The sequence below is a fragment of the Endobacterium panacihumi genome, from assembly GCF_050847465.1.
GTDB classification, from domain to species: Bacteria; Pseudomonadota; Alphaproteobacteria; order Rhizobiales; family Rhizobiaceae; genus Neorhizobium; species Neorhizobium panacihumi.
In genome coordinates this window covers 485,377-506,980 of sequence record NZ_JBOZRA010000002.1, presented here as the reverse complement: position 1 = coordinate 506,980, position 21,604 = coordinate 485,377, and the positions used below count along the sequence as shown (strand labels likewise).

Annotated in this window: 22 protein-coding genes; 13 read left to right on the top strand and 9 right to left on the bottom strand. The window is 61.2% G+C overall.

The features are described 5' to 3' along the window. Window positions 1–36: 36 nt before the first annotated feature. The 3 genes from ACRQ1B_RS14165 to ACRQ1B_RS14155 all read right to left on the bottom strand — a co-directional run bounded on the left by ACRQ1B_RS14165 (window position 37) and on the right by ACRQ1B_RS14155 (window position 1,447). On the bottom strand, window positions 37–246 hold the full coding sequence (locus ACRQ1B_RS14165) for a hypothetical protein (protein ID WP_432294330.1): 210 nt from the start codon (window positions 244–246) through the stop codon (window positions 37–39). A 75-nt stretch (window positions 247–321) separates the two neighbouring features. Continuing rightward, window positions 322–1,014 (bottom strand): secretin N-terminal domain-containing protein, encoded by a 693-nt coding sequence (locus ACRQ1B_RS14160; RefSeq protein ID WP_432294329.1) that lies wholly within the window; start codon window positions 1,012–1,014, stop codon window positions 322–324. A gap of 121 nt (window positions 1,015–1,135) precedes the next feature. Then, on the bottom strand, window positions 1,136–1,447 hold the full coding sequence (locus ACRQ1B_RS14155; RefSeq protein ID WP_432294328.1) for a hypothetical protein: 312 nt from the start codon (window positions 1,445–1,447) through the stop codon (window positions 1,136–1,138). Between the two features lie 42 nt (window positions 1,448–1,489). Here ACRQ1B_RS14155 and ACRQ1B_RS14150 point away from each other — a divergent pair, with 42 nt between their 5' ends. The 7 genes from ACRQ1B_RS14150 to ACRQ1B_RS14120 all read left to right on the top strand — a co-directional run bounded on the left by ACRQ1B_RS14150 (window position 1,490) and on the right by ACRQ1B_RS14120 (window position 7,502). Beyond that, a complete protein-coding gene (locus ACRQ1B_RS14150) occupies window positions 1,490–1,657 on the top strand; it encodes a hypothetical protein (RefSeq protein WP_432294326.1) in 168 nt (55 codons plus the stop codon). A gap of 120 nt (window positions 1,658–1,777) precedes the next feature. Continuing rightward, a complete protein-coding gene (locus ACRQ1B_RS14145) occupies window positions 1,778–2,713 on the top strand; it encodes a SctD/MshK family protein (RefSeq protein WP_432294325.1) in 936 nt (311 codons plus the stop codon). Window positions 2,714–2,741: 28 nt separating this feature from the next. Then, window positions 2,742–3,128 carry a hypothetical protein gene (locus ACRQ1B_RS14140; protein WP_432294324.1) on the top strand — a complete coding sequence of 129 codons (387 nt, stop codon included), beginning with the start codon at window positions 2,742–2,744 and terminating at the stop codon, window positions 3,126–3,128. Continuing rightward, on the top strand, window positions 3,125–3,454 hold the full coding sequence (locus ACRQ1B_RS14135) for a tetratricopeptide repeat protein (RefSeq protein WP_432294323.1): 330 nt from the start codon (window positions 3,125–3,127) through the stop codon (window positions 3,452–3,454). Before ACRQ1B_RS14140 ends, ACRQ1B_RS14135 begins: the two co-directional genes overlap by 4 nt. Further along, a complete protein-coding gene (gene sctV, locus ACRQ1B_RS14130; protein ID WP_432294322.1) occupies window positions 3,451–5,622 on the top strand; it encodes a type III secretion system export apparatus subunit SctV in 2,172 nt (723 codons plus the stop codon). Before ACRQ1B_RS14135 ends, sctV begins: the two co-directional genes overlap by 4 nt. Window positions 5,623–5,743: 121 nt before the next feature. Then, complete coding sequence (locus ACRQ1B_RS14125; protein WP_432294321.1) at window positions 5,744–7,084, top strand: type II and III secretion system protein family protein; 1,341 nt, start codon at window positions 5,744–5,746, stop codon at window positions 7,082–7,084. Beyond that, complete coding sequence (locus ACRQ1B_RS14120) at window positions 7,074–7,502, top strand: hypothetical protein (RefSeq protein ID WP_432294320.1); 429 nt, start codon at window positions 7,074–7,076, stop codon at window positions 7,500–7,502. The genes ACRQ1B_RS14125 and ACRQ1B_RS14120 overlap by 11 nt, the downstream gene beginning before the upstream one ends. Window positions 7,503–7,519: 17 nt before the next feature. On the opposite strand, the gene ACRQ1B_RS14115 is transcribed toward ACRQ1B_RS14120, so the two are convergent. Further along, window positions 7,520–8,314, bottom strand: a complete 795-nt coding sequence (locus ACRQ1B_RS14115; RefSeq protein WP_432294319.1) for a tetratricopeptide repeat protein — start codon at window positions 8,312–8,314, stop codon at window positions 7,520–7,522. 131 nt (window positions 8,315–8,445) lie between these two features. On the opposite strand from ACRQ1B_RS14115, the gene ACRQ1B_RS14110 reads away from it, so the two are divergent. Beyond that, window positions 8,446–9,498 (top strand): EscU/YscU/HrcU family type III secretion system export apparatus switch protein, encoded by a 1,053-nt coding sequence (locus tag ACRQ1B_RS14110; RefSeq protein ID WP_432294317.1) that lies wholly within the window; start codon window positions 8,446–8,448, stop codon window positions 9,496–9,498. Between the two features lie 24 nt (window positions 9,499–9,522). Continuing rightward, window positions 9,523–10,152, top strand: coding sequence for a L,D-transpeptidase (locus ACRQ1B_RS14105; protein WP_432294316.1), 630 nt, complete (start codon window positions 9,523–9,525; stop codon window positions 10,150–10,152). Between the two features lie 530 nt (window positions 10,153–10,682). Here the strand turns inward: ACRQ1B_RS14105 and fhuB are convergent. From fhuB to ACRQ1B_RS14090, 3 genes are all read right to left on the bottom strand, one after another. Further along, window positions 10,683–12,650, bottom strand: a complete 1,968-nt coding sequence (fhuB, locus tag ACRQ1B_RS14100; RefSeq protein ID WP_432294315.1) for a Fe(3+)-hydroxamate ABC transporter permease FhuB — start codon at window positions 12,648–12,650, stop codon at window positions 10,683–10,685. Next, a complete protein-coding gene (locus ACRQ1B_RS14095) occupies window positions 12,647–13,516 on the bottom strand; it encodes an ABC transporter substrate-binding protein (protein WP_432294314.1) in 870 nt (289 codons plus the stop codon). The genes fhuB and ACRQ1B_RS14095 overlap by 4 nt, the downstream gene beginning before the upstream one ends. A 64-nt stretch (window positions 13,517–13,580) precedes the next feature. Then, window positions 13,581–15,710: a TonB-dependent siderophore receptor gene (locus ACRQ1B_RS14090; RefSeq protein ID WP_432294313.1), complete on the bottom strand. Its 2,130-nt coding sequence runs from the start codon at window positions 15,708–15,710 to the stop codon at window positions 13,581–13,583. 183 nt (window positions 15,711–15,893) lie between these two features. Here ACRQ1B_RS14090 and ACRQ1B_RS14085 point away from each other — a divergent pair, with 183 nt between their 5' ends. Further along, on the top strand, window positions 15,894–16,829 hold the full coding sequence (locus ACRQ1B_RS14085) for a LysR family transcriptional regulator (protein WP_432294312.1): 936 nt from the start codon (window positions 15,894–15,896) through the stop codon (window positions 16,827–16,829). Between the two features lie 7 nt (window positions 16,830–16,836). Here the strand turns inward: ACRQ1B_RS14085 and ACRQ1B_RS14080 are convergent, their stop codons facing one another. Together ACRQ1B_RS14080 and ACRQ1B_RS14075 are read right to left on the bottom strand one after the other, a co-directional pair. Continuing rightward, entirely contained in the window at window positions 16,837–17,415 is a 579-nt protein-coding gene (locus ACRQ1B_RS14080; RefSeq protein WP_432294311.1) for a UbiX family flavin prenyltransferase, read from the bottom strand. Continuing rightward, on the bottom strand, window positions 17,412–18,917 hold the full coding sequence (locus ACRQ1B_RS14075; RefSeq protein WP_432294310.1) for a UbiD family decarboxylase: 1,506 nt from the start codon (window positions 18,915–18,917) through the stop codon (window positions 17,412–17,414). The genes ACRQ1B_RS14080 and ACRQ1B_RS14075 overlap by 4 nt, the downstream gene beginning before the upstream one ends. Window positions 18,918–19,025: 108 nt before the next feature. On the opposite strand from ACRQ1B_RS14075, the gene ubiT reads away from it, so the two are divergent. From ubiT to ubiV, 3 genes are read left to right on the top strand one after another with little or no spacing between them, the layout of a single operon-like run. Next, window positions 19,026–19,535 (top strand): ubiquinone anaerobic biosynthesis accessory factor UbiT, encoded by a 510-nt coding sequence (gene ubiT / locus ACRQ1B_RS14070; RefSeq protein ID WP_432294309.1) that lies wholly within the window; start codon window positions 19,026–19,028, stop codon window positions 19,533–19,535. Further along, on the top strand, window positions 19,526–20,503 hold the full coding sequence (ubiU, locus tag ACRQ1B_RS14065) for a ubiquinone anaerobic biosynthesis protein UbiU (RefSeq protein ID WP_432294308.1): 978 nt from the start codon (window positions 19,526–19,528) through the stop codon (window positions 20,501–20,503). The genes ubiT and ubiU overlap by 10 nt, the downstream gene beginning before the upstream one ends. Window positions 20,504–20,507: 4 nt before the next feature. After that, entirely contained in the window at window positions 20,508–21,437 is a 930-nt protein-coding gene (gene ubiV, locus ACRQ1B_RS14060; RefSeq protein WP_432294307.1) for a ubiquinone anaerobic biosynthesis protein UbiV, read from the top strand. The last annotated feature ends 167 nt before the right edge of the window (window positions 21,438–21,604 follow it).

Here is a 21,604-nt window from a genome sequence, read left to right as displayed (position 1 = left end):
GGTTTTCCTCCGAAAGAATCGCGTTTCTGTCAGCGATTACTCGTCGGACATCGCCTCATTGAGGATGTCGTTGGCGCGCGGCATGATGATCATCTGGCCACCGATGGCGATGGCGCCTTCGATCATCATCTCTTCCAGTTCGGGCGTCATTTCGCTGCCCTGCGCATTGTTGACGGCGGCATCGAAAGCAGCCTCGCCATTGGTCGTTGAAACGGAATCCACGCCGGAAACAGGGGTTACAGCCATTGTCTTGCTCCTCTTTTCATCGGTGGGCGAAAGCGTCTTGCCGCCCTCACCCGTTTCAGTCTTCCCCGCCGAAAATCATTTTCGCGCGGCATTCTCCTGAGGACGACCGGACGCACCATTCTCTGGCCCGGTCGCAACCACTTCCGTCATCACCCCGCCGCGAAACACGCGAACACGCGGATCATCGCCTGCGATCACCGGTTCCGGCTGCAGACGTTCGACGAGCTGGCTGACGACATTGATGTAAGCAGGCGGTCCTGACACGGTTATGACATTGCCGTTACGGGCGGCGCGCAGCGAAAACCGCTCGTCGGCCAGCCCGAGGTCGCGCATTTCATTGGCCACGACGTCACCACGCAGGCGACCGGCATCGATCACCCGTGTCACGAATTCCCTGTCGGCGCTGACATGCAGGACAGAGCCGTCAAAATACCAGACAAGCCCATTGGTCGCCGCCAGCCGATCGATGAACTCGCCCGCCGTCCTTGCTTCGATTCGCCCCCGAACCCGGCCATTCACGGCATCGGACAACACCACGGGAAGGCCGACATTGCGCCCGAACTCGGTCAGCGCGACGCGCACATCCTGATCGAGCACGACATAGTTATAGGCGCTGCCGGACCAGGCCGGCGCAGCCTCGGCAGGTGAGGACAGCACCACGCCCGCCGCCAACAGCAAGGCCAATGCGGCACCAGCGACGCGAATGCGCGGTGCATTGCTGGCGACACTGGTCTTCAACGCGGGCAGATGGGCAAAGCGAAAAATCATGCACGAAGGCTATCGGAACACATCCGGCGAATGAACAAGCCAATATGAAATTTTAATGAAATTTAACCGTAAGAAACGCCGATCAGACACGCGCCTTTTGATCGGAAAAGATTCGTCTCGCTCACCCGTCCATGGTCGACCCCGGTGACCCGTAAAGGGTATGAACGGCGATCGTGTTGTTAATAAACGCCGCTCCTCGAACAGATTTTTGATTTCCTTTTTCGCATGGCCCGCCCGATGGACACAGAGGCGCAATGGCATGATTAAAAACAGCTTTTAAGCTATAAAATACATCAGCACATACGCATAAACACGCCGTCAGGCTTAATGTTTCGGCAAGAATTTTCACTTTGTCGTTAATCTGTAGAAAACCGCCTCTAGGTTTCGCCACGTCGCGGCCTTTCGAGGAGAGTGCCGCGCTGCGACGCATCAATGCGGCGTATCGATGAACCTGAAACAGGAATGGAGACCACCCATGGCAAACGTACCTGCACCTTCGAGCACCGGCGGCGGTTCTGACGCGGCTATCGCTAAGATGGAAGCTGCCTTCGACGCAGCCATCGAAAAGTCGGCCAAGATCACCGAGATCACCACCGAGAAGAAGACCGAGCTCGACGCTACCAAGCAGCGTCCGCAGAACTAATCCGGTTTGGCGCGGACGAAATTGCGCGTCCGCGCCGCCTCCGCTCCATGAAGGGGCGCTCGTGGCCGGTTTGCGCCAACCGGCTGTGTAACGAATGAATTCGGTCAAGGGGGTGCAACCATGCCGCCGAACAGTTTGAGTTCTTCCAGCGCCAATGCGCTGTCCACGGCGATTGTTGCAACGACACCAGGAACGCTGTCGCTGGATGTCCTTTCGGGCATGCACAATGGCGTGCGCGCGCCGATCGATGGCGACGCCTGCACGATCGGCTCTTCCCGCACCTGTGACCTCGTGCTGTCCGACGCCGATATTGCCGAAGAACATCTTCAATTGAGATTTTATGGCCGTCAGGTCGCGATCAACGCCATTGGCGGCCCGGTCGTGATCGAGGGCCGCCCGCCCGTTCAGCGCGGGTTTGGCTGCCGCGCCAATCTGCCGGTCACATTGGTGGTTGGCGGCGCGAAACTGCGCATTGGCCGCAATGGCGGACAGAACATGATGGCAAGGCGCTGGGGCCCCTATCTGGCGGTTCTGGCCGTTGCGCTTGTCATGATGCCGATCGTCGCCGTTCAGGCTGGCATTTCCGGCCTGTTGCCGCACAAAGCTGTATCGCCTGAGGACAACCTGATCGTCGGCACCGTTCCGGCCGCGCCGCTTGCACCCACGGATGCCGAAATCGTCGGCACGTTGCAGCAAAAAATCGCGGAGGCCGATCTCGGCAATCTGGCCGTGACCTCCGATGGTCGTCGTATCGATGTTGCCGGTGAAGTGCCGCCGGCGCGCATGGATGCCTGGCGTGGCGTACAACGCTGGTTCGACCAGTCACATGGCGGCCGTTATGTGCTGACCAGTTTCGTCGCCCCTGCAGCGCTCACCGATGCGCCAAAATTCATTTTTCAGGCCGTCTTCTTCGGCGACAATCCTTATGTCCTCGATGCCCGCGGCGAACGCCGTTATCCGGGTGCTGCCCTGCAGGACGGATGGATGCTGAAATCCATCGAGAACGGCCAGATCCTCGTCGTGCGCGGCGGGCAGGAGTTCAAGCTGACCTTATGATGCGCATGAGACGTTCAGGAGGTTGGCAATGAACGAACCATTGCGGCCCGTGACAATCGATCGGCAGCGGCTGGACCGGGCGCTCACAGAGGCTGCCAAACGCGCCGATCCGGTCAGCCGATCGCAGATCGAGGCGTTCGAGAATGCCGTGCGTCTGCGCCGTCGTGGCAGTCTTGCGCATGGCGCCTCGCTGCGTGGCGAAATCGACCAGCTGACCATGCCCGAGATCACCGATCCCGGCATATTTGGCAATGAGCGGAGCATGAACCTGCTCGATCATGTGATCACCGCCATCCTTCCCAATCTCGACGCCAATGAAGACGTCACCTCCATCGCCAAGGCGATGCTGGAGGAAGAGATCGACCGCCGCCGCGAATTGCAGGCGCGGATCGATGAGGAAGGCGGTCCGGAATGAACCGCACCGACGCCGATTCCGCCGAACTGATGCATGCGCTGGGTTATATCTACATGCGCAGCGGCCAGAAGGGTCGCGGCCTCGTTTTCTTGCTGATTGCCAACCGCATCGAGCCGGAAGATCCCGGCATCCTGCGCAGCCTTGCCGCCGCCCTGATCGAAAACGGTGCGGGCGAACGCGCGCTCGGCGCGCTGGACCGGCTGATGGAAATCGACGGTGATCCGTCCTCGCATCTGCTGCGCGCCCGCGCCTTCTGGGTGCTCGAAGACAAACCGCAGGCCTATCGCTGCTTTCGTGACTATCTGCAATTGCGGGGGCCGTTATGACGGGCATTCTCGGCACGCTGAACCGTTTTGCGCGCATGGCATCCTATCGCTCCGATGTCATCGTCGCGAGCTTCATGATGCTCGCCGTCATCATGATGGTCATTCCGCTGCCGACACTGGCGGTGGACATGCTGATCGCCGTCAACATGTCGCTCAGCCTGCTCGTCCTCGTCGTTGCCTTTTATATCGGCCGACCCGGCGATTTTTCCTCGCTGCCGCCGATCATCCTCATCGCCACGCTGTTCCGTCTCGCCCTGTCGATCACCACGACGCGCCTGATCCTTCTGCACGCGGATGCCGGTGATATCGTTGCGACCTTCGGCAAATTCGTCATCGGCGGCGAAGTCGTCGTCGGTCTCGTCGTCTTCCTGATCATCACGGCTGCCCAGTTTATCGTCATCACCAAGGGCGCCGAGCGCGTCGCCGAAGTCGCGGCCCGCTTCACGCTGGACGCCATGCCCGGCAAGCAGATGTCGATCGACAACGACCTGCGCAATGGTGATATCGACCAGACCGAAGCCCGCGCCCGCCGCGGACGGCTGGAGCGGGAAAGCCAGCTTTATGGCGCCATGGATGGCGCGATGAAATTCGTGAAAGGCGATGCCATCACCGGCATCATCATCGTTTTCGTCAACCTGATTGGCGGCCTGCTGATCGGCATGCTCAGTCGCGGCATGAGTTTTGGCGATGCCTCCCACACCTATTCGCTGCTGACGGTCGGCGACGGCCTGATCGCCCAGATCCCGGCGCTGCTGATCTCGATTGCCGCCGGCACGGTCGTCACCCGCGTTGCCTCCGAAACCGAAGCCGATCTTGGCACCGAGATCTTTCGGCAGCTCGGATCAAGCGACAAGGCGCTGTGGCTCGCCGCTGTCATCCTTCTCGGCGCCGCCTTCGTTCCCGGTTTTCCGACGCTGATTTTTCTCGCGCTCGCGGCCCTCTTCGGCGGTTTCGCCTTCGCGATCGGCCGCCGTCGCCCCAGGACCGCGACCCCACCGGTGCAACAGCCGGAACCCGAGATGATCGAGGTCGAGGACGGCCCGGTCATCGAACATACCGTCATCTCCAGCGGTTCGACCCGCCACCGTGTCGTCGCCCATGTCGGCGCGCATATCGGTGAGACGGTCTGGCCCGAACGTTTCCGGCTGGAGGCGGACCATGTCCGTGACATGCTGAAGGCCGATCTCGGGCTGGAAATGCCGGCCGTCGAAATGCGGACCGACCCGGCGCTTCTACCAGACCGGTTCCGCATCGATCTCGAGGGCGTGCCGATCGTCGAGGGCGAAATCCCGAAAAACGCCCTGCTGCTGAACGACGATCCGATGCATCTCGACCTGCTGCAGGTGCCGCGCCTGCAAGGCCCCGCGCAGGTGGCCGGTCAGCGTGCCATCTGGATCGGCGCCGACGAAGCGGAATCGCTCTCCGAAGCCGGCATCGGTTTCCATGATCCGGCGGCGGCGCTAGCCAAAAGCCTGTCGCATTCGCTGCGGCGATATGCGGCGCATTTCATCGGCATTCAGGAAACCCGCGAACTCTTGACCCTGATGGAAGGCGAATATTCCGAGCTGGTGAAGGAAGCGACGCGCGTCGTGCCGCTCAACAAGCTCTCCGATATCCTGCGCCGGCTGGTGGAAGAGGATGTGCCGATCGGCAATCTGCGCGCCATTCTGGAGGCGCTGGTCGAATGGGGTGGCCGCGAAACCGATACGCTGCTTCTGACGGAACGCGTTCGCATCGCGCTTGCCCGCCAGATCTGCCACCGTCATGCCCAGCTCAACCGCGTTCTCTCGGCCTATGTCCTGTCACGCGCTGCCGAAGACGCCATCCGCAACGCCATCAAGAGCACAGGCGTCGGCAAGATGCTGGCCCTTCCGGAAGACGCGTCACGCGCCATGCTGTCGCAACTGCGCCAGGCACTTTCCGATGGTGGCGACCAGCAGACGGCGGTGCTTCTGACCTCGCTCGATATCCGCCGCGTCATGCGCAATTACCTTATGCGTAACGATATCGAACTGCCGGTCATCTCCTATCAGGAGATCGCGCCCGAATATTCCGTGCAGTCGCTGATGTCTGTCACAATAAATTCACAAATCCGAAATCGATCAACGAAATCAGAGAGTAACGAGGCCGATTCCGCGCAGGAAAAGCCGGCGCTAACGTTTGGTTAACCATAAACCGCGCGTGTAGCCCTCGAAGGGGTGCCGGGCGAATCTCTTTGGCCACTGTCCAAAACGACAACGCGCCATGGAACGGCACAATGACACGGCACGTGGGGAGACGACCACAAGAATGACGAGATCCACCATCCTGGCAAAGGGACAGTTTTTCCTTCTGCTTTTCCTCGCCTTCTGTCTGCTTGCTCCGCAGGTCCGCGCAGAATCCTTCAGTATTGATGCCAAGGCCGGTGAAGCGGTGGCGATGCCGCTCGGCCAGGGCCGCATCCTGCGTTTCGATCAGCCGGTCGAATCCGTCTTCATGGCCGATGCCAAGATCGCCGACGTGCGCGTCGTTTCCCCCGGCGTCGTCTACGTTTTTGCGCTGAAAACCGGCCGCACCAACCTGATCGCGCTCAGCCCCGACGAACAGACGCGCGGCTCGGTGGATTTCTGGGTCATGCCGGATTCCCGCCCCGTGCAGGAAGCGCAACGCGCCGTGCAGCCCAACAGCACGATCAAGATTTCGCTGTTCGGCGAACAACCCTTTGCCAAGGGCCATGCCAACACGATGCAGGAGGCGATGGACACCTCGAGCACCATCGAGGCCTATGCACCGGAAAACAAGCCCGCCATCAACAACACCACCGTGTCCGGCTCCAATCAGGTCAATATCCGCGTCCGTTTCGCCGAAGTCTCCCGCAACCAGCTGCTGCGCTACGGCGTCAGCTGGGATGCCTTTGTCAGCGCCGGCAATTTTTCCTTCGGTTTCGTCTCCGGCGGCAATCTCGCCCGCGATGCGGCAAGCGGCGCCTCCAATGCGCTGAGTGCCGGCGCGGCCTGGAACGGCAGCCGCGTCGATGCGCTGCTCGAAGCCCTGCAATCGAACGGCATCCTGACGGTTCTCGCCGAACCCAACATCACCGCCGTGACCGGTGAAACCGCCAGCTTCCTCGCCGGCGGCGAAATCCCTGTACCGGTGCCGGTCACCAACGAACAGGTCGGCATCGAATACAAGCAATACGGCGTATCGCTGCTGTTCACCCCGGCGCTACTGCCGAACGGCCGCATCAACATGCGAGTGCGTCCGGAAGTGTCGAGCCTGTCTGCCAGCGGCATGGTCAACATCGCCAACCTTCAGGTCCCGTCATTGCAGGTGCGCCGCGCCGATACCACCGTCGAAGTCGGCAGCGGCCAGACCTTTGCGATTGCCGGCCTTTTCCAGCGCAATGCCTCGCAGGATATCGAAAAGGTGCCGATGCTGGGCGACATGCCGATCCTCGGTGATCTCTTCAAATCCAAGCGTTACCAGCGCAACGAGACCGAACTCGTCATCCTGATCACGCCCTATCTGGTGGAGCCGGTCGAGGCGCGAGCCATGAAGACCCCGCTCGACAGCCCGAACGGCGCACTCTCCGGCCCGGTCGCCACCAAACGCACGAAAATCAACAAGGGGTTCGGCTTCTATGTCGATTGAGACTTATATCACCGGACCACGCCTTGCCCTCGCAATCACTGCCACGCTGGCTCTTTCAGGTTGCCAGAACAGCAAGGAACGCGATCCCCTGCCCTATTCGCCGAACTATCATTATGCGCAAGGGTCTGGTGCGGTCAGCAAGGGCTATGAAAAACAGGCCAGCGGCCGCCTCGTGCCGGATGCCTGCGTGACGCCAGATGTCACCGAAGACCCGATGTATCTGCCGCCGGGCTGCGCCAACAACATGAACCTGCAATTGATGGTGGAGCGAGAGAGCGATCTCGTGCAGGGCCGCAAGACGGGTCCCGCCATGGCCGCCCCGGTCGTGCGCGCCGCCCGCAACAGCATCGATGGCGTCAAACCGGCGCAGACGCCGGACGACCAGCGCGATGTCAGCACCACGGGATCAATGAACTGATGGGTGGCCGTCCAGCCTTAGCTGGACGCCAGCAGGCCGATGGCGCGGGCTCGCGCCGCCGGTTCCTTGATCGTGCGGACTTTTCGCGCTTCCGCCAGGAAGGTGCGCTTTTCGGCTTCCGGATAATCCGGCACGGCAACGGCCGCCGCATCCTTGTCCTTTTGGCCCAGCGTCAGCGCCAGCATCAGATTGCGAAAGTGCCGTGCTTCGGCACGCGGCGACTGCGTGACCGCACGCAGCGTCGAAACGGCCGCATCGTTGCGGCCGGAAATCGCCTGCGCCAGACCGAGATTGGACTGCGTGTCGAGATTGCCCGGATCGATGTTGCGGGCTTGGCCGAAGGCGTTTTCGGCACCCTGCCCGTCACCCGACAGAACCAGCGCCGTGCCGAGACGGTTATAGGCCGTCGAGGTCTTCACCAGAGGTGCGGCGACCGCCAGCGTGCGGGCCGCACTTTCCACCTGCGTCGCCTGCAATTGCGCGGTGCCGAGGCCGAGAAGAGCCTTGCCGTCATTGGGCGAAACATCGAGAGCCTTGCGGAAGGAACCGATCGCCTGATCGGGATCGCCGGCGGCAATCTGGGCATCGCCGAGCCGCGTATAGGCGCCGACCTTGTCCTTGGAGGATTGCGCCGCACGCTCGTAAAGAGAGGCAGCCGTGGTCTTGTCGCCACGCCGCTCGATATCCTGCGCCAGCTTGATGAGACGGGCTTCCTCGTTGGTGGGGCCGGTTTCCACCGTTTCGCTGGTGGTGGTGCAGCCGGCCAGCATAAGCCCGCCCAGCATAAGCCCGCAGAGAACCAGGGCGTTCAAAGAGTGATTCCGCATGTCATCCCGTCCGTTAGGTCCGGCGTTTTTCTAGCCGCTGCGGCACCGGCTGACAACCGACGAACGGCGACTTTCCCTTATTTGCAGCCTCACAATGTTTCGAAACGGAGCATTTCATGAGCGGCGATACAAGCGAGGAAAAAAGCCAGCCGGCTTCCGACAAGAAGATCCGCGATGCCCGCGAAAAAGGTCAGGTTTCCAAGAGCCAGGATCTGGTGGCCGGCATAATGCTGCTCGCCTCCATCACCTATCTCGCCTTTTCGCTTACCGCCGAACAGGCAAAAATCGAGGCCTTGCTGGATCTCATCGCACGGCGTGTCCACACCGATCCCTTTGCGGAATTGTGGCCGGTCGTTCTGGCGCTTGCCGGCAATATCATGACCAATCTGGCGGTGCCGCTTCTGGCCGTCACGGTGGCGGCCATCGTGCTCACCAATCTCGTGGTCATGCGCGGCTTCGTCTTTTCCGTCACGCCGATCACCCCGAATTTCGAGCACATCAATCCGGTCTCCGGCGCCAAGCGTATCTTTTCGATGCGCAGCGTCGTCGAGTTTATCAAGGCGCTGTTCAAGGTCGCGGTTCTCGCCACCGCCTTCGTCATCGTCTTCCGCATGGGCCTGCAGGCGCTGATGTTGTCCTCCACCTGCGGCGAACCCTGCATCACCAACACGTTCAAGGCGCTGCTGCAACCGCTCATCATCACCGCCATCATCGCCTTCATCATCGTCGGCCTGATCGACGTTCTGGTGCAGCACTGGCTGTTCCAGCGTGACCTGAAGATGACCAAGAGCGAACAGAAACGTGAGCGCCGCGATGCCGAAGGCGATCCGGCCATCCTGCAGCAGCGCCGCAAGGAACGCCGCGAAATGCAGGCCTATGCCACCAAGACCGGTCTGATGAACGCCTCGCTTATCGTCGGCGCACCGGATGGCTGGACGGTCGGCATCCGTTATGTGCGTGGTGAAACACCGGTGCCGATGATCGTGGCCCGCGCCAGCCCCAGCCAGTCGCGCACCATGATCACCGAGGCGCTTCTCACCGATATCCCGGTCATCCGCGAAACGGCGCTGGCGGATGCGATTGCAAAATCCGCACGCACCGGCGAACCGGTGCCCGAAAAAATGTTCCAGCGCGTCGCCGACCTTCTGGTCGCCGCCAAGCTGATCTGATTGTTATACCGAGGACGACAGACAATGCCGCGCACATATTCCAACCGCTTGCTCACACTGACGGCGTCGCTGCTGCTGGCCGCGGCACCCGCCTTTGCGCAATCCGGCACGCGTCCGGCATTCGATGAAGGTTATATCGACTTCCTGTTTTCACCGACACGACCGGGCGCATCCTCCCCATCAGCCCCGACGGCATCTCATCGGGAGAATGCCGATCGCAGCACACGTCAGCGCATCGCCTACCACAGCAACGAAGCCGCCGGTACGATCCTGATCGACACCGGTGCCCGGCGTCTCTACCTGATCGAGGCCAACGGTTTTGCCCAGAGCTATCAGGTCGGCGTCGGCAAGGAAGGGTATGGCTGGCACGGCAGTGAGCGCATCAGCGCCAAGCGCGAATGGCCGGACTGGCGCCCGCCCGCCGATATGCTGGCCCGCCGCCCGGACCTGCCCCGCCATATGGTCGGCGGCCCGGACAATCCGCTCGGTGCCCGCGCACTTTATCTCGGCGATACGCTCTATCGTATCCACGGCTCCAACGAGCCGGAAACCGTCGGCACGGCTGCGTCATCGGGCTGTTTTCGCATGACCAATACCGATGTGATCGATCTCTACCAGCGCGTCGGCATCGGGGCGAAGGTGCGGGTGTTTTAGAATACTCGGTGTGAGAGGCGCTATCGCGACGTTCAGATAGCGAAATTGACAAAAGCCCGGGGACGTTTTGAAGGGTCGATTCAACGATATCAATATCTTGACTCCGAGTTCATCCCCGCATTTCCAGAATGTGCGACACTCATCGCGTTCTGTTTCGGCTACACCGGTCTGCATTGCCGGCGAGATAGAGCCGGTGATCGCATGGGACGCCCTGATGCAGGTGATCCACGCGGGGCTGCGCAGAAAATGGTCTTCCTCTCGTCTGAAAGATGGCGGGGCGTGCGTGTGTCGCACACAAACCGGCTCGATCTAATAACCAATAACAGCGAGTCGCCGCAGAAGGACCGGAGTTGCGCGGAAAAACCACCGAACGGGGCACGTCGTGCGCCATTATAAAATTAAATTAGGAGGCACAGGGCGTGCCCCGGCCGCATAACCCGCAACGACAGCGGGCGTTTTTTGAAAATCGAAGATCACCAAGGGCGGAGTCTGCCTATCGTTCCAGAGCCGGCACCGGCGGCATCAAATCGCTATCGCTCGCCCCGCGCCACCAGCCAGATGAGGTAGGGTGCGCCGATCATGGCCGCAAACAGACCCAGCGGCAGTTCATACGGAAAAGTCGCGGTACGGGCGCCAAAATCCGCAAACGCCATGACCACGGCGCCGAGCAGGAAGGAGGCGGCCATATGATCGCCGGCGCGCACGAAGCCGGCGCGCAGAGCGATATGCGGCGCAATCAGGCCGACAAAACTCAAAGGCCCGACGAGCAGCGAGGCGGCACCGGTGGCAATGCCGCAGATCAGCAGAAGCACGACACGGCTGACCGGCACCGATACGCCGAGTGAACGCGCAACCGGCGCGCCGAGCGGCAGGACGGCGAGCCAGCGCACAACGAACAACGACACCAGCAGCCCGACCACGGCAATGGCGGCCAGCAGCATTGCCGTGCCCGCCGTTGCCGTCGAAGCGGAACCGCCAAGCCAGGCAAGGATCTGCCAGGATCGCTGATCGCCGATCGCCATCAGGGCGGCAAGAACCGAGGAACTGAGCGAGCCGATGGCAATGCCGGCAAGCAGCAGCTTGTCCGCCGGCAGGTGGCGCCTGCTGGCAAAGGCCAGAACCACCGCCATGACGATCAGCGCGCCGGCCCCTGCCCCGCCCAGTTGCGTCAGCGCGCCGCCCATCGGCCAGAAGGTAAGTGCAGCCGCAAAACCGAGGCCGGCACCACCGCTGACGCCGATCACCTCCGGGCTGGCCATGGCATTGCCGGTCATGCGTTGCAATATGGCGCCGGTGAGCGCCAGCAAGCCCCCCGCAGCAGCTGAAGCCAGCAGGCGCGGCCAACGCAAGGATGCCAGATCGGCGACCTGGCCGATGTCGAGAAAAATCCAGCTGGCACCGGTGCGGGCCACCACCAGCGCCAGGATGACGATGGCGATGGCGGCGAGCACGAAAACCGGCAGGCCTCGGTATAACGGGATCGGCTTGAGGATCAGTGCCGGCCTTTCATGCAATTCCATGGTGCGCACGCGCGGCAGAAGCCACAGCAGCAGCGGCCCGCCGATCAATGCCGTGACGGCGCCGGTCGGAAAGGTTTCGCCGGCACTGCTGGCGACATATTGCACCAGACCATCACACAGGAAGAGAAGCAGTGCCCCGGCAAAAGGCGATAGCGACACGACCATGGCCGGCCGCCGGATACCCAAACCACGCACCAGAGCCGGTGCGGCAAGACCGACGAAACTGACGAGGCCAACACCGGCGGCAACGAAACCGGCCAGCGCCGTCGCAACCGTCGCAACGGCAAATCGGATGCCGGCGAGATTGACGCCAAGCGCGCGGGCTCCGGCATCGCCCAGGCCAAGCAGAAGCAGTGGCCGCAACAACAGGCCCGAGAGAATGGCGGCGGCCACCAATTCGACCGAGAGCGACTGGAAAACCGACCAGTCCTGCTGGCTGAGCGAGCCGCCATTCCAGGTGACCAGCGACATCAGGTATTCGCCCTGCGCCAGTGTCAGCGCGGCAGAAAACGCGGCAGCGGTCACCCCGACCAGAAGACCGGAGACGACCATGGTGACCGGCTCGAACGCGCGCCGCCATGCAAGCGCGAAGACGATGGCCGCGGCAGCCCCTGCGCCGAACAGCGCGACAAACGTGCGGTTGCCATCGAGGAACTCGGGGAAGAACAGCGTGGCGGTGACGATGGCAAGCTGGGCGCCGGCGGAAATGCCGAGCGTCGAGGGATCGGCGATCGGATTGCGCAGCAATTGCTGCAAAAGCGCGCCGGACAAGCCCAGTGCGGCACCGGCCGCCAGCGCCACGGCGGCACGCGGAAAGACACCGTAAAAGAGGATGACCTCGTCCATCGACAAGGGTTTCGTGGTAAAGATGATATCCGCCCAGCGGCTTGGCTCGACCAGAAGCGATGCCTCATGCACGAAGAGAACGATGGCCGCCAGGAGGGCGATCAAGGGGACGAGCCAGACAGAATATTTCATCGACCGGCACCTTCGGCCTGATGTCCATCACCGAGAAGCGCCTCTGAAAAAAGCCGGGCAAACCGCATGCCCGCCGTCACGCCACCGTAGGGAGCGATATTGCCGAGCTGCAGGACGCGACCTTCACGCACCGGCTCCAGCGCGTTCCAGATCATGCTCTCGCGCAGATCACGGCGGGACTGAACGGGGATTTCGGAAACGATGACGATACGGGCATCTTTTTCGGCCGCCAGCTGTTCGATCGGCACCGGCGCGGCGAAGGTAAAGCGAGAGCGATCGTTCCAGGCATTGCGCAGACCGAGCCGAGACAGGACATCACCGAACATGCTGTCGGTGCCAAAGATGCGGACATGCCGTGCATCACCGATATTGACGAGATAGGTGGGCCGATCGGCGAAACGTGCGAGCGACTGACGCATGGTGTCGAGCGTGCGAAAAACATCCGCCGTGACGCGCGCCGCCTGTTCGGCTCTTCCCAACCGCTCGCCGAGCGCGCTGACGGCGGCCATTGCCTTGTCGAAAGGTGGCTCGCCCTTGATGTAAAAGGGCAAGGACATGGTCGGCGCGATGGCGGACAGTGCTGCCTCATGACGCGTGTAGAAGGGTGAGATCAGGATCAGGTCGGGCCTGACCAGATGCAGCAGCTCGAGATTGACGGAGCCGCGCAGCCCGAGGTCGATGACGCTGTCGGGAATGGCCGGCTCGACGGCATCCGAGCGGAACTGGATGAGTTCGGTGGCGGCCACCGGCATCACACCGAGAGCGATGGCGGTTTCCAGCATGGCCCAGTCGATAGCCGCGACCCGCGGTGACGGCTCTGCAGCATTCAGGCGACCGGCAGGCAGCCCGGCGGGCAGCAATGACAAAGCGGCGCCGAGAACAAAATCCCGACGCCGGATCGAAACCGATCGTGACTGCTGTGTTTGGGACTTACCAGCTATAGGAAACTTTCCCCATAAATGTGCGGCCATCGCCGTAATAACATCCGAACGCACTGCAGCTGGCGAGGTAATTTTCGTCTGCAATATTCTGCACGTTGAAGGACGCCTTGTAGCCATTCTTGCTGTAGCTGACGGCGGCATCCACCAGCGTCACCGCATCGAGATTATAGGTATTGGCGCTATTGCCGTAACGCTGCCCGACATACCGCACACCGCCGCCGATTCCCAGACCTTCCAGCGCGCTGTCCTGCTGGAAGGTATAATTGACCCAGAGACTAGCCGCATGTTCCGGCACGTTTTCGACACGCTTGCCATTGTCCGCACCCGAACCGATTTCCGTATCGGTATAGCTATAGGCGGCGCGCAGATCGAGACCTTCCGCAAGGCCGACGACACCTTCGAGCTCAAGGCCGCGTACCTTCACTTCACCGATCTGCGAAATCACGCCATTGATGGTGCGCGACACGTTCTGCTGTTTCAGGTCGTAAACCGAGGCTGCGAAAAAGCCGTTCCAGTCGGTCGGCTGGTATTTGACGCCAAGCTCCACCTGCTCGCCGGAGGTCGGCTTCAGCGGCTCGCCAGAACTGTTTGCGCCCGCAACCGGTTCGAAGGAAGTGGCATAGCTGACATACGGCGCAATGCCATTGTCGAAGAGGTAGCTGAGACCGGCGCGGCCGGTCAGTTTCTGGTCGGTCTGGTCGAGCGAGCGGGCGATACCGGTAATGGCGCTCGTTGACGTGCCTGATGTCCCAGACCAATCGTGACGCAGGCCGAGAGTGGCGCGCCAGTTCTCGATAGCCAGTTCATCCTGCACATAGACACCGGCCTGCCAGAGCTGGCTATCGACCGTTGTATCGGTGGTGCGTGAGATGAGGTTGATCGGTCCGCCATAGACCGGCGCCAGCATGTCGAGCGTCGTTGCCTGCCAGAACTGGGTGCGGACATTGTTGTCGAAATAGCGGTAATCGAGACCGACGAGCAGCTTGTGATCAACGGCGCCGGTGGCAAAATCCGCCTCGAAATTATTGTCGACATTGAACGTGCGCAGGGCTTCGTTCTGGAAGGTGGCATTGCGGCGAAGCGTGCGGCCATCGGCAGCGAGGCCGGCAGTCGACATGCCGAGCGCCGTGTAATCCCAGTCGAAATCCATGTAGCGAAGGTTCTGGCGGAACGTCCAGGTCTCATTAAGGTGCTTCTCGAACTCGTATCCGAGATTGACCATGGTCCGTTTCGAATCGTCGAAACTGGGATCGCCGACATAAAAGTCGCGTGGCAGTTTGTAGCTCGTCGCATTCAATGTCAGCTGTGGCGGCAGGCCCGACGGCGTGCTGGGATTGTCGCGCTGGACACTGGTCAGGATCGTGAGTTTGGTATCGTCGTCAGGCTGCCATGTCAGCGCAGGCGCGATGAAAAACCGGTCATTGTCGAGATTGTCGGTCTGCGCACCGGCGTTCCTGGCAAGCCCGGTTAGCCGATAGGCAAAATCAGAACCTTCCGTCACCGCGCCGCCGAAATCGAAGAAGCCGCCATAATAGTCATAGCTGCCGGCCCGGGCGCCCACCTCGCCAAAACGTTCGAAGGTCGGGCGCTTGCTGATCTGGTTGACCATGCCACCCGGATTGCCCTGACCATACATGACCGAAGCCGGGCCGCGCAGCACTTCGACACGCTCCAGTCCATAGGTTTCGAAGGCCGGTGCACCGGCGGTTCGCATCATTCTCAGCCCATTGAGAAACTGCGCCTGACGGCCATCGAAACCGCGAATGATCGGAGAGTCGAAACGAGGATCGGCGCCAAAGGGTTGGCCGACGACGCCGGGCGTATATCCCAATACCTGACCGAGGGTCTGTGCGTTCTGCGCCTCGATCTGGTCTCTGGTAACCACCGATACGGATTGCTGGGTTTCGACCAAAGGCGTGCCGGTCTTGGATGCCGTCGAACTGGATTTGGCGACATATCCTTTCACCGGACCTTTAGGATCTTCGCCGTTGCCAGTAACGACGATCGGCGCAAGCGTCGTCGCTCCTGCGGCATCCTGCGCAAACGCCTGTCCGGTGCCGAAGCAAGCGGCAGAAGTTACGGATGCGGCAAGCATCAAATGGGTTTTCGACAGGATCATTATGCGCCCCCGCAACATCGTCCGCATGCGCAGTTGCACCCGGACCATCAATCTAGACTTATTTGCTCACCTTTTACAGCGTGGCATTCACCTGATCCAATAATCGGGAGATGGATTTTTCAGAACTATCAACTATGAAAGAAGGAAGATTGCATAAGCACAGATTATTCACATGAGGATGTCATGGCCGCCCCAAAGACACCGCGCGCAAGCCAATTCGAATTGCGGCATCTGCGTTATTTCATTGCGCTGGTGGAAGAGAAGAATTTCGAGCGGGCGGCGGGTCGGCTGGGGATTGCACAACCGGGACTGAGCCAGCAGATCCGCAATCTCGAAACGCTGGTGGGTCTGCCATTGATCGACAGGTCGAAACGCTCGGTCCAACTGACGCTGTCCGGTCAGGTTCTGTTCGATGAAGCACGCAAGATCGTGGCGCAGGCGGATGCGGCCTTGGCTCAGTTGCGGCGCGTAGGACGTGGCCAGACCGGGCGCATCTCCATCGGATATGTCGCTTCGGTTGCCTATGCCGGGGTACTGACGGAATCACTTTCGTCCTTCCGCACAGATTTCCCCGATATCGAGCTGCAACTGGTGGAAATGGAAATGCGCATGCAACTGACCAGGATCGCCGAGGGTGAGCTGGATTTTGGTTACATCCGGCCGCCTGTCGCCGTGCCAGCCGGAGTGACGACGATGACCGTGCTGCGCGAGCCATTGGTGATCGCTCTGCCGCAAATCCATCCGCTTGCCTCCGTTGAAGAGGTGGACCTGGCCGCACTGTCTGCGGAAACGTTCATCACGCCGCGCCAGCCGGCCGATGTCGGTTTTCACTCCAATACGTTGGATGCTTGCCAGGCGGCCGGGTTTGAACCGATTATCAGCGCGACGGGCAGGGATTTCACCACCATCGCCAGCATGGTGGCGGTGGGGCTTGGCGCGGCCGTCGGGCCGCAATCGCTATCGTGCCTGCGATTGCCGGGTGTCCGATATCTGCGGCTGACACGCAACCGGGTGACATCGGATCTGGCCGTTGCCTATCGCAAGACGGAAAGTTCTGCCGCCGTGCGCGCCTTCGTCGCCCATCAGCGAACGAAATATGCACCGGCAAAGACAGGTTGAAGCCAACCTAGCCCCGCCATTCCCTTGCGAGCGACCGATCATCCAGACGCAGAAGATCGATGGCGCGCCGGGCGATATGCTCGACGATATCCATCACGCTTTCAGGCCGGTGATAGAATGCCGGCACAGGCGGCATGATCGTGCCCCCCATCTCGGTTACCGAAACCATGTTGCGCAAGTGACCAAGATGAAGCGGTGTTTCGCGCGCAAGCAGAATGAGCGGCCGACGTTCTTTCAAATGTACATCAGCAGCGCGGACGAGAAGGTTGTCGGCAACACCGGTGGCGATGCCGGCGAGTGTACGCATCGAACAGGGAGCAACGATCATGCCCGCCGTGCGAAAGGAGCCGCTGGCGAGGGACGCGCCGATATCCTCAATGGGGTGGTGATGGTGGCAGAGGTCGATCAAACGAACAAGCGCATCCGGCCCGACCTCCTGCAGGAACGTGCGGGTTGCAGCCTCCGAGACGACGAGATGCAGCTCCACGTCCGGCAGATCCGCTAAAAGCTCACCGGCGCGCAAGGCGATCGCTGCACCGGATGCACCCGAGACGCCGAGAACCACGCGTTTTTTCGGTGCGATCATGACGGCAAATCCAGCCCGAGTTCTTGCCAGATGGCCGAAACCTTTTCTTCGACCTCCGGCGTCATGGAGAGCACCTTGCCCCATTCGCGGTCCGTTTCCGGACCGATCTTGTTGGTGGCATCCAGCCCCAGCTTGCCGCCGAGACCGGGTTTGGGAGAGGCAAAATCGAGGTAGTCGATCGGCGTATCGGTCAGTACCACCATGTCTCGCGAGGCATCGAAACGGGTCGCCAGCGCCCACATCACATCCGGCCAGCTTCGGACATCGACATCGGGATCAACGGCGATGATGAGTTTCGTATAGGAAAACTGCGGCAGCATGGACCATAGGCCGAGCATGATGCGCCGCGCCTGACCGGCATAACGCTTGTCGATCGATACCACGATTGCGCGGTAGGAACAGGCTTCCGGCGGCAGCCACAGATCGACGATCTCCGGAAACTGTTTTTTGACGAGAGGCACGAACAGTTCGTTCATCGCCTCGCCAAGCACCGAAGGTTCATCTGGCGGGCGGCCGGTATAGGTGGAGAGATAGACCGGCCTTTTGCGCATGGTGATGGCCGTCACCGTCATCACAGGAAAACGATCGACGGCATTGTAATAACCGGTGTGATCGCCATAAGGCCCCTCATCCGCCAACTCCGTTGCCGACACCGTGCCTTCGATGACGATTTCCGCGTTAGCCGGCACGAGAAGTGGCTGGCTGACGGCCTTGACGACGCGGCTGCGGCGACGACGCAAAACACCGGCAAAGGCCAGTTCGCTCATACCTTCCGGCAAAGGCATGACGGCGGACAGAATGGTCTGCGGATCCGAGCCGATCACCACGGCGACGGGCGTATCCTTGCCGTTCCTCTGCCATTCGCGGTGATGTTTTGCGCCGCCACGATGGGCAAGCCAGCGCATGATCAACCGGTTGGCCCCAAGCTTTTGCATGCGGTAAACGCCGAGATTGACGTCTGAGAGATCGTCATGGCTGCGCGTGACGATGAGCGGCCACGTGACAAGAGGGGCCGGTTCGCCGGGCCAGCACCATTGAATCGGCAGCCCGGCGAGATCAATATTGTCACCGCGCAAGACCAGTTCCTGACAGGGGGCGGATCCGACTTGGCGCACACCCAGGGACAGGGCGGATTGCAGCATCGGCAACTTGCCCAGCGCATCCTTCAGTGAAGCTGGGGGACGCGGCTCGCGCAGATCACCCAGCAATTTGGCGAGGTCGCCGATCTTTCCCGGCTCAAGCCCAAAACCCAGCTCGATACGCTCGCGGGTGCCGAAGAGATTGGCCAGCAAGGGGATCGTGGAGACATTTCCATCTGCATCCACCGGCCTTTCGAACCACAAGGCCGGACCGCCGGCATGCAGGACGCGGCGATGGATTTCCGTCACCTCATGCACAAGGCTAACCGGCCCGGAAATACGCTTCAGCAGTCCGCGGCGTTCCAGCTCCAGCGCAAAATGCTGCAGATCGCGATAGCGGAGCGGAGTTGGATTTTGATGCATCCCCTTCTTTGACCGGGGATTTTGCTCCCGTCTTTGTTCTAGCTCAAAACGATGTTGCGCTGCGGTCGTTAGCCTTTGCGCGAAATGATCCGGAGACGTCCGACGCAAATGCAACTCATCCCTCCCCTTCTCACCCGCCCCCTCAACGCCATTCCGCTTGTCGTCATCGAGCGCATCTGCCGCCTGATGTTCAAGCGCATCGGCACGGCTCATCCGGGACTTTTCGAGCGACTGGGGGAGCATAAGGCGAAACGTTTCGCCTTCCTGCCGACAGATGTGCCGCTCGCCTTCGTGGTCGAGCCCTCCAAAGACAGCGTTTCCGTATCGCGCAAAACGTCCGCTGTTCGGGCCGACGCGGTGACGGAAGCGCCGCTGTTCATGTTGCTGGCGCTGATGGAAGGGCGTTGCGATGCCGATGCGCTGTTCTTTTCGCGCGATCTTTCCGTCACCGGTGACATGGAGGCGATGCTCGCCATGCGCAACGCGCTCGATGCCAGCAATATCGACCTTTCAAAGGACCTCGCCCGGCTTGCCGGCCCGTTTGCGCCGATGGCCGGCCGGGTGATTGGAGAAATCCGTAACCGCGCTCTTCGGGGAGAAGCCGCATCATGGAACTGATCTGTCCCGCCGGCACGCCGGCTGCCTTCCACGAAGCCGTGGATGCCGGAGCCGATGCCGTTTATTGCGGCTTTCGCGACGAAACAAACGCCCGCAACTTTCCCGGCCTGAATTTTTCGCGAGAGGAACTGCGCGACGCCATCGCTTACGCCAGGAAAAAGGGGGTACAGACCTTTGTGGCGCTCAACACATTTATGCGCGCGGGCAGCGAAGAGATCTGGTACCGGGGCGCGGCCGATGCGGTTGCCATGGGCGCGGACGCTCTCATCCTTGCCGATTTCGGCCTGATGGCGCATGTGGCCGAAAGATATCCGCAACAACGCCTGCATGTCTCGGTGCAGGCATCGGCTTCAAACCCGGATGCGATCAATTTTCTCGTCGATACCTTTAATGCCCAGCGCGTGGTTCTGCCACGCACGCTGACGATCGCCGACATTGCCCGCATCGGCAAATCCATCCGTTGCGAAATGGAAGTGTTCGTGTTCGGCGGATTGTGCGTGATGGCGGAAGGCCGCTGTTCGCTCTCGTCCTATGCCACCGGCAAATCGCCCAACATGAACGGCGTCTGTTCGCCGGCAAGCCATGTGCGCTACCGCAAGGATGGTCGCGATCTCGTGTCGGAACTCGGCGCTTTCACCATCAACCGCTTTCCGGAAGGCGAAGCCGCGGGTTATCCCACGCTGTGCAAGGGTCGTTTCGATATCGCCGATGCCAAGGGCTATGCCTTCGAAGACCCGGTGTCTCTCGACGTGATGGGCGAACTGGAAGCGCTGAAAGCTGCGGGCGTGAGTGCGCTGAAGATCGAGGGACGGCAGCGCGGCAAGGCCTATGTCGCCGAGGTGGTAAAGGTGATGAAGGCCGCCGTTAACAGCCCGCCGGAGCGCCGCGCCGCCCTGCTTTCACGGCTGCGCACCATGAGCGAAGGACAAAAAACCACGTCCGGCGCCTACGAAAAACGCTGGAGATAATGCGATGACGGAGAAACAACGCCCGGGCCTAACGCTTGGTCCGGTCTATTACCTGTGGGACGCCGCCAAGTGGCGCGATTTCCATTTCCGCATCGCCGATGAGGCGGCAATCGACCGGGTTTTGATCGGCGAGACCGTCTGCTCCAAACGCCAGCACTTTATCGAGCCGCATCTGGCCGAAGTGGTGGAGCGGCTCGAGAGCGCCGGCAAGGAAGTGGTGTTCTCCACGCTTTCACTGGTGACGCTGGCGCGCGAAAGCAAGCAGATCCGCGAAATGGCAGCGGAGAGCGACCACATGCTGGAAGCCAACGACCTTTCGGCGCTGGCAGTGCTGAAGGACAAGCCGCATACGGTCAGCCCGCTGATCAATGTCTATAACGCACCCACTGCACGCCTGCTCGCCGGTCGCGGCGCCAAAACGATCTGCCTGCCGCCGGAACTCTCCTTCGCGTCCGTGAAGGAAATCGTCGCTCATTGTCCCGAGATCGACTTCGAGGTGTTTACGTTCGGCCGCATGCCGCTGGCCATCTCGGCACGGTGTGCGCATGCCCGTTCCAAAGGCCGGATCAAGGACAATTGTCTGTTCGTCTGCGGCGAGGAACCGGACGGGCTGCCAGTCAAAACTCTGGATCGGCAATCGTTTCTCACACTGAACGGCGTGCAGACGGTGTCGCATGCCTGCCAATCCTTGCTCGGCGAACTCAACGACCTGATGGCAGCCGGTGTGCGCTCTTTCCGCCTGTCCCCCCAGGATTGCGATATGGTGGAGGTGGCAAAACTCTATCGCGCCGTACTGGATGGAGTGATGGGCGCGGATGAGGCGATTGCCAAACTGCAGCAGGTCTATCCGTCAGCGCCGCTTGCCAATGGTTTTCACCATGCGCAAGAGGGCGCTGCATGGGTGGCGCGGGCAAGGAATTTGCAGGCATCCTGAGGAAGTAAGGGGGCGCCGCGGCATCCCTCTCCTCCGTCATCCTCGCCCTTGTGGCGGGGATCCAGCAGACGCGCGTCTGCGCGTCAAAAAAGTCTTTCCAGCCCAAGGACTTGGGCTGGCTGGATTCCTGTGACGAGCACAGGAATGACGGAAGATAGAGATCTACC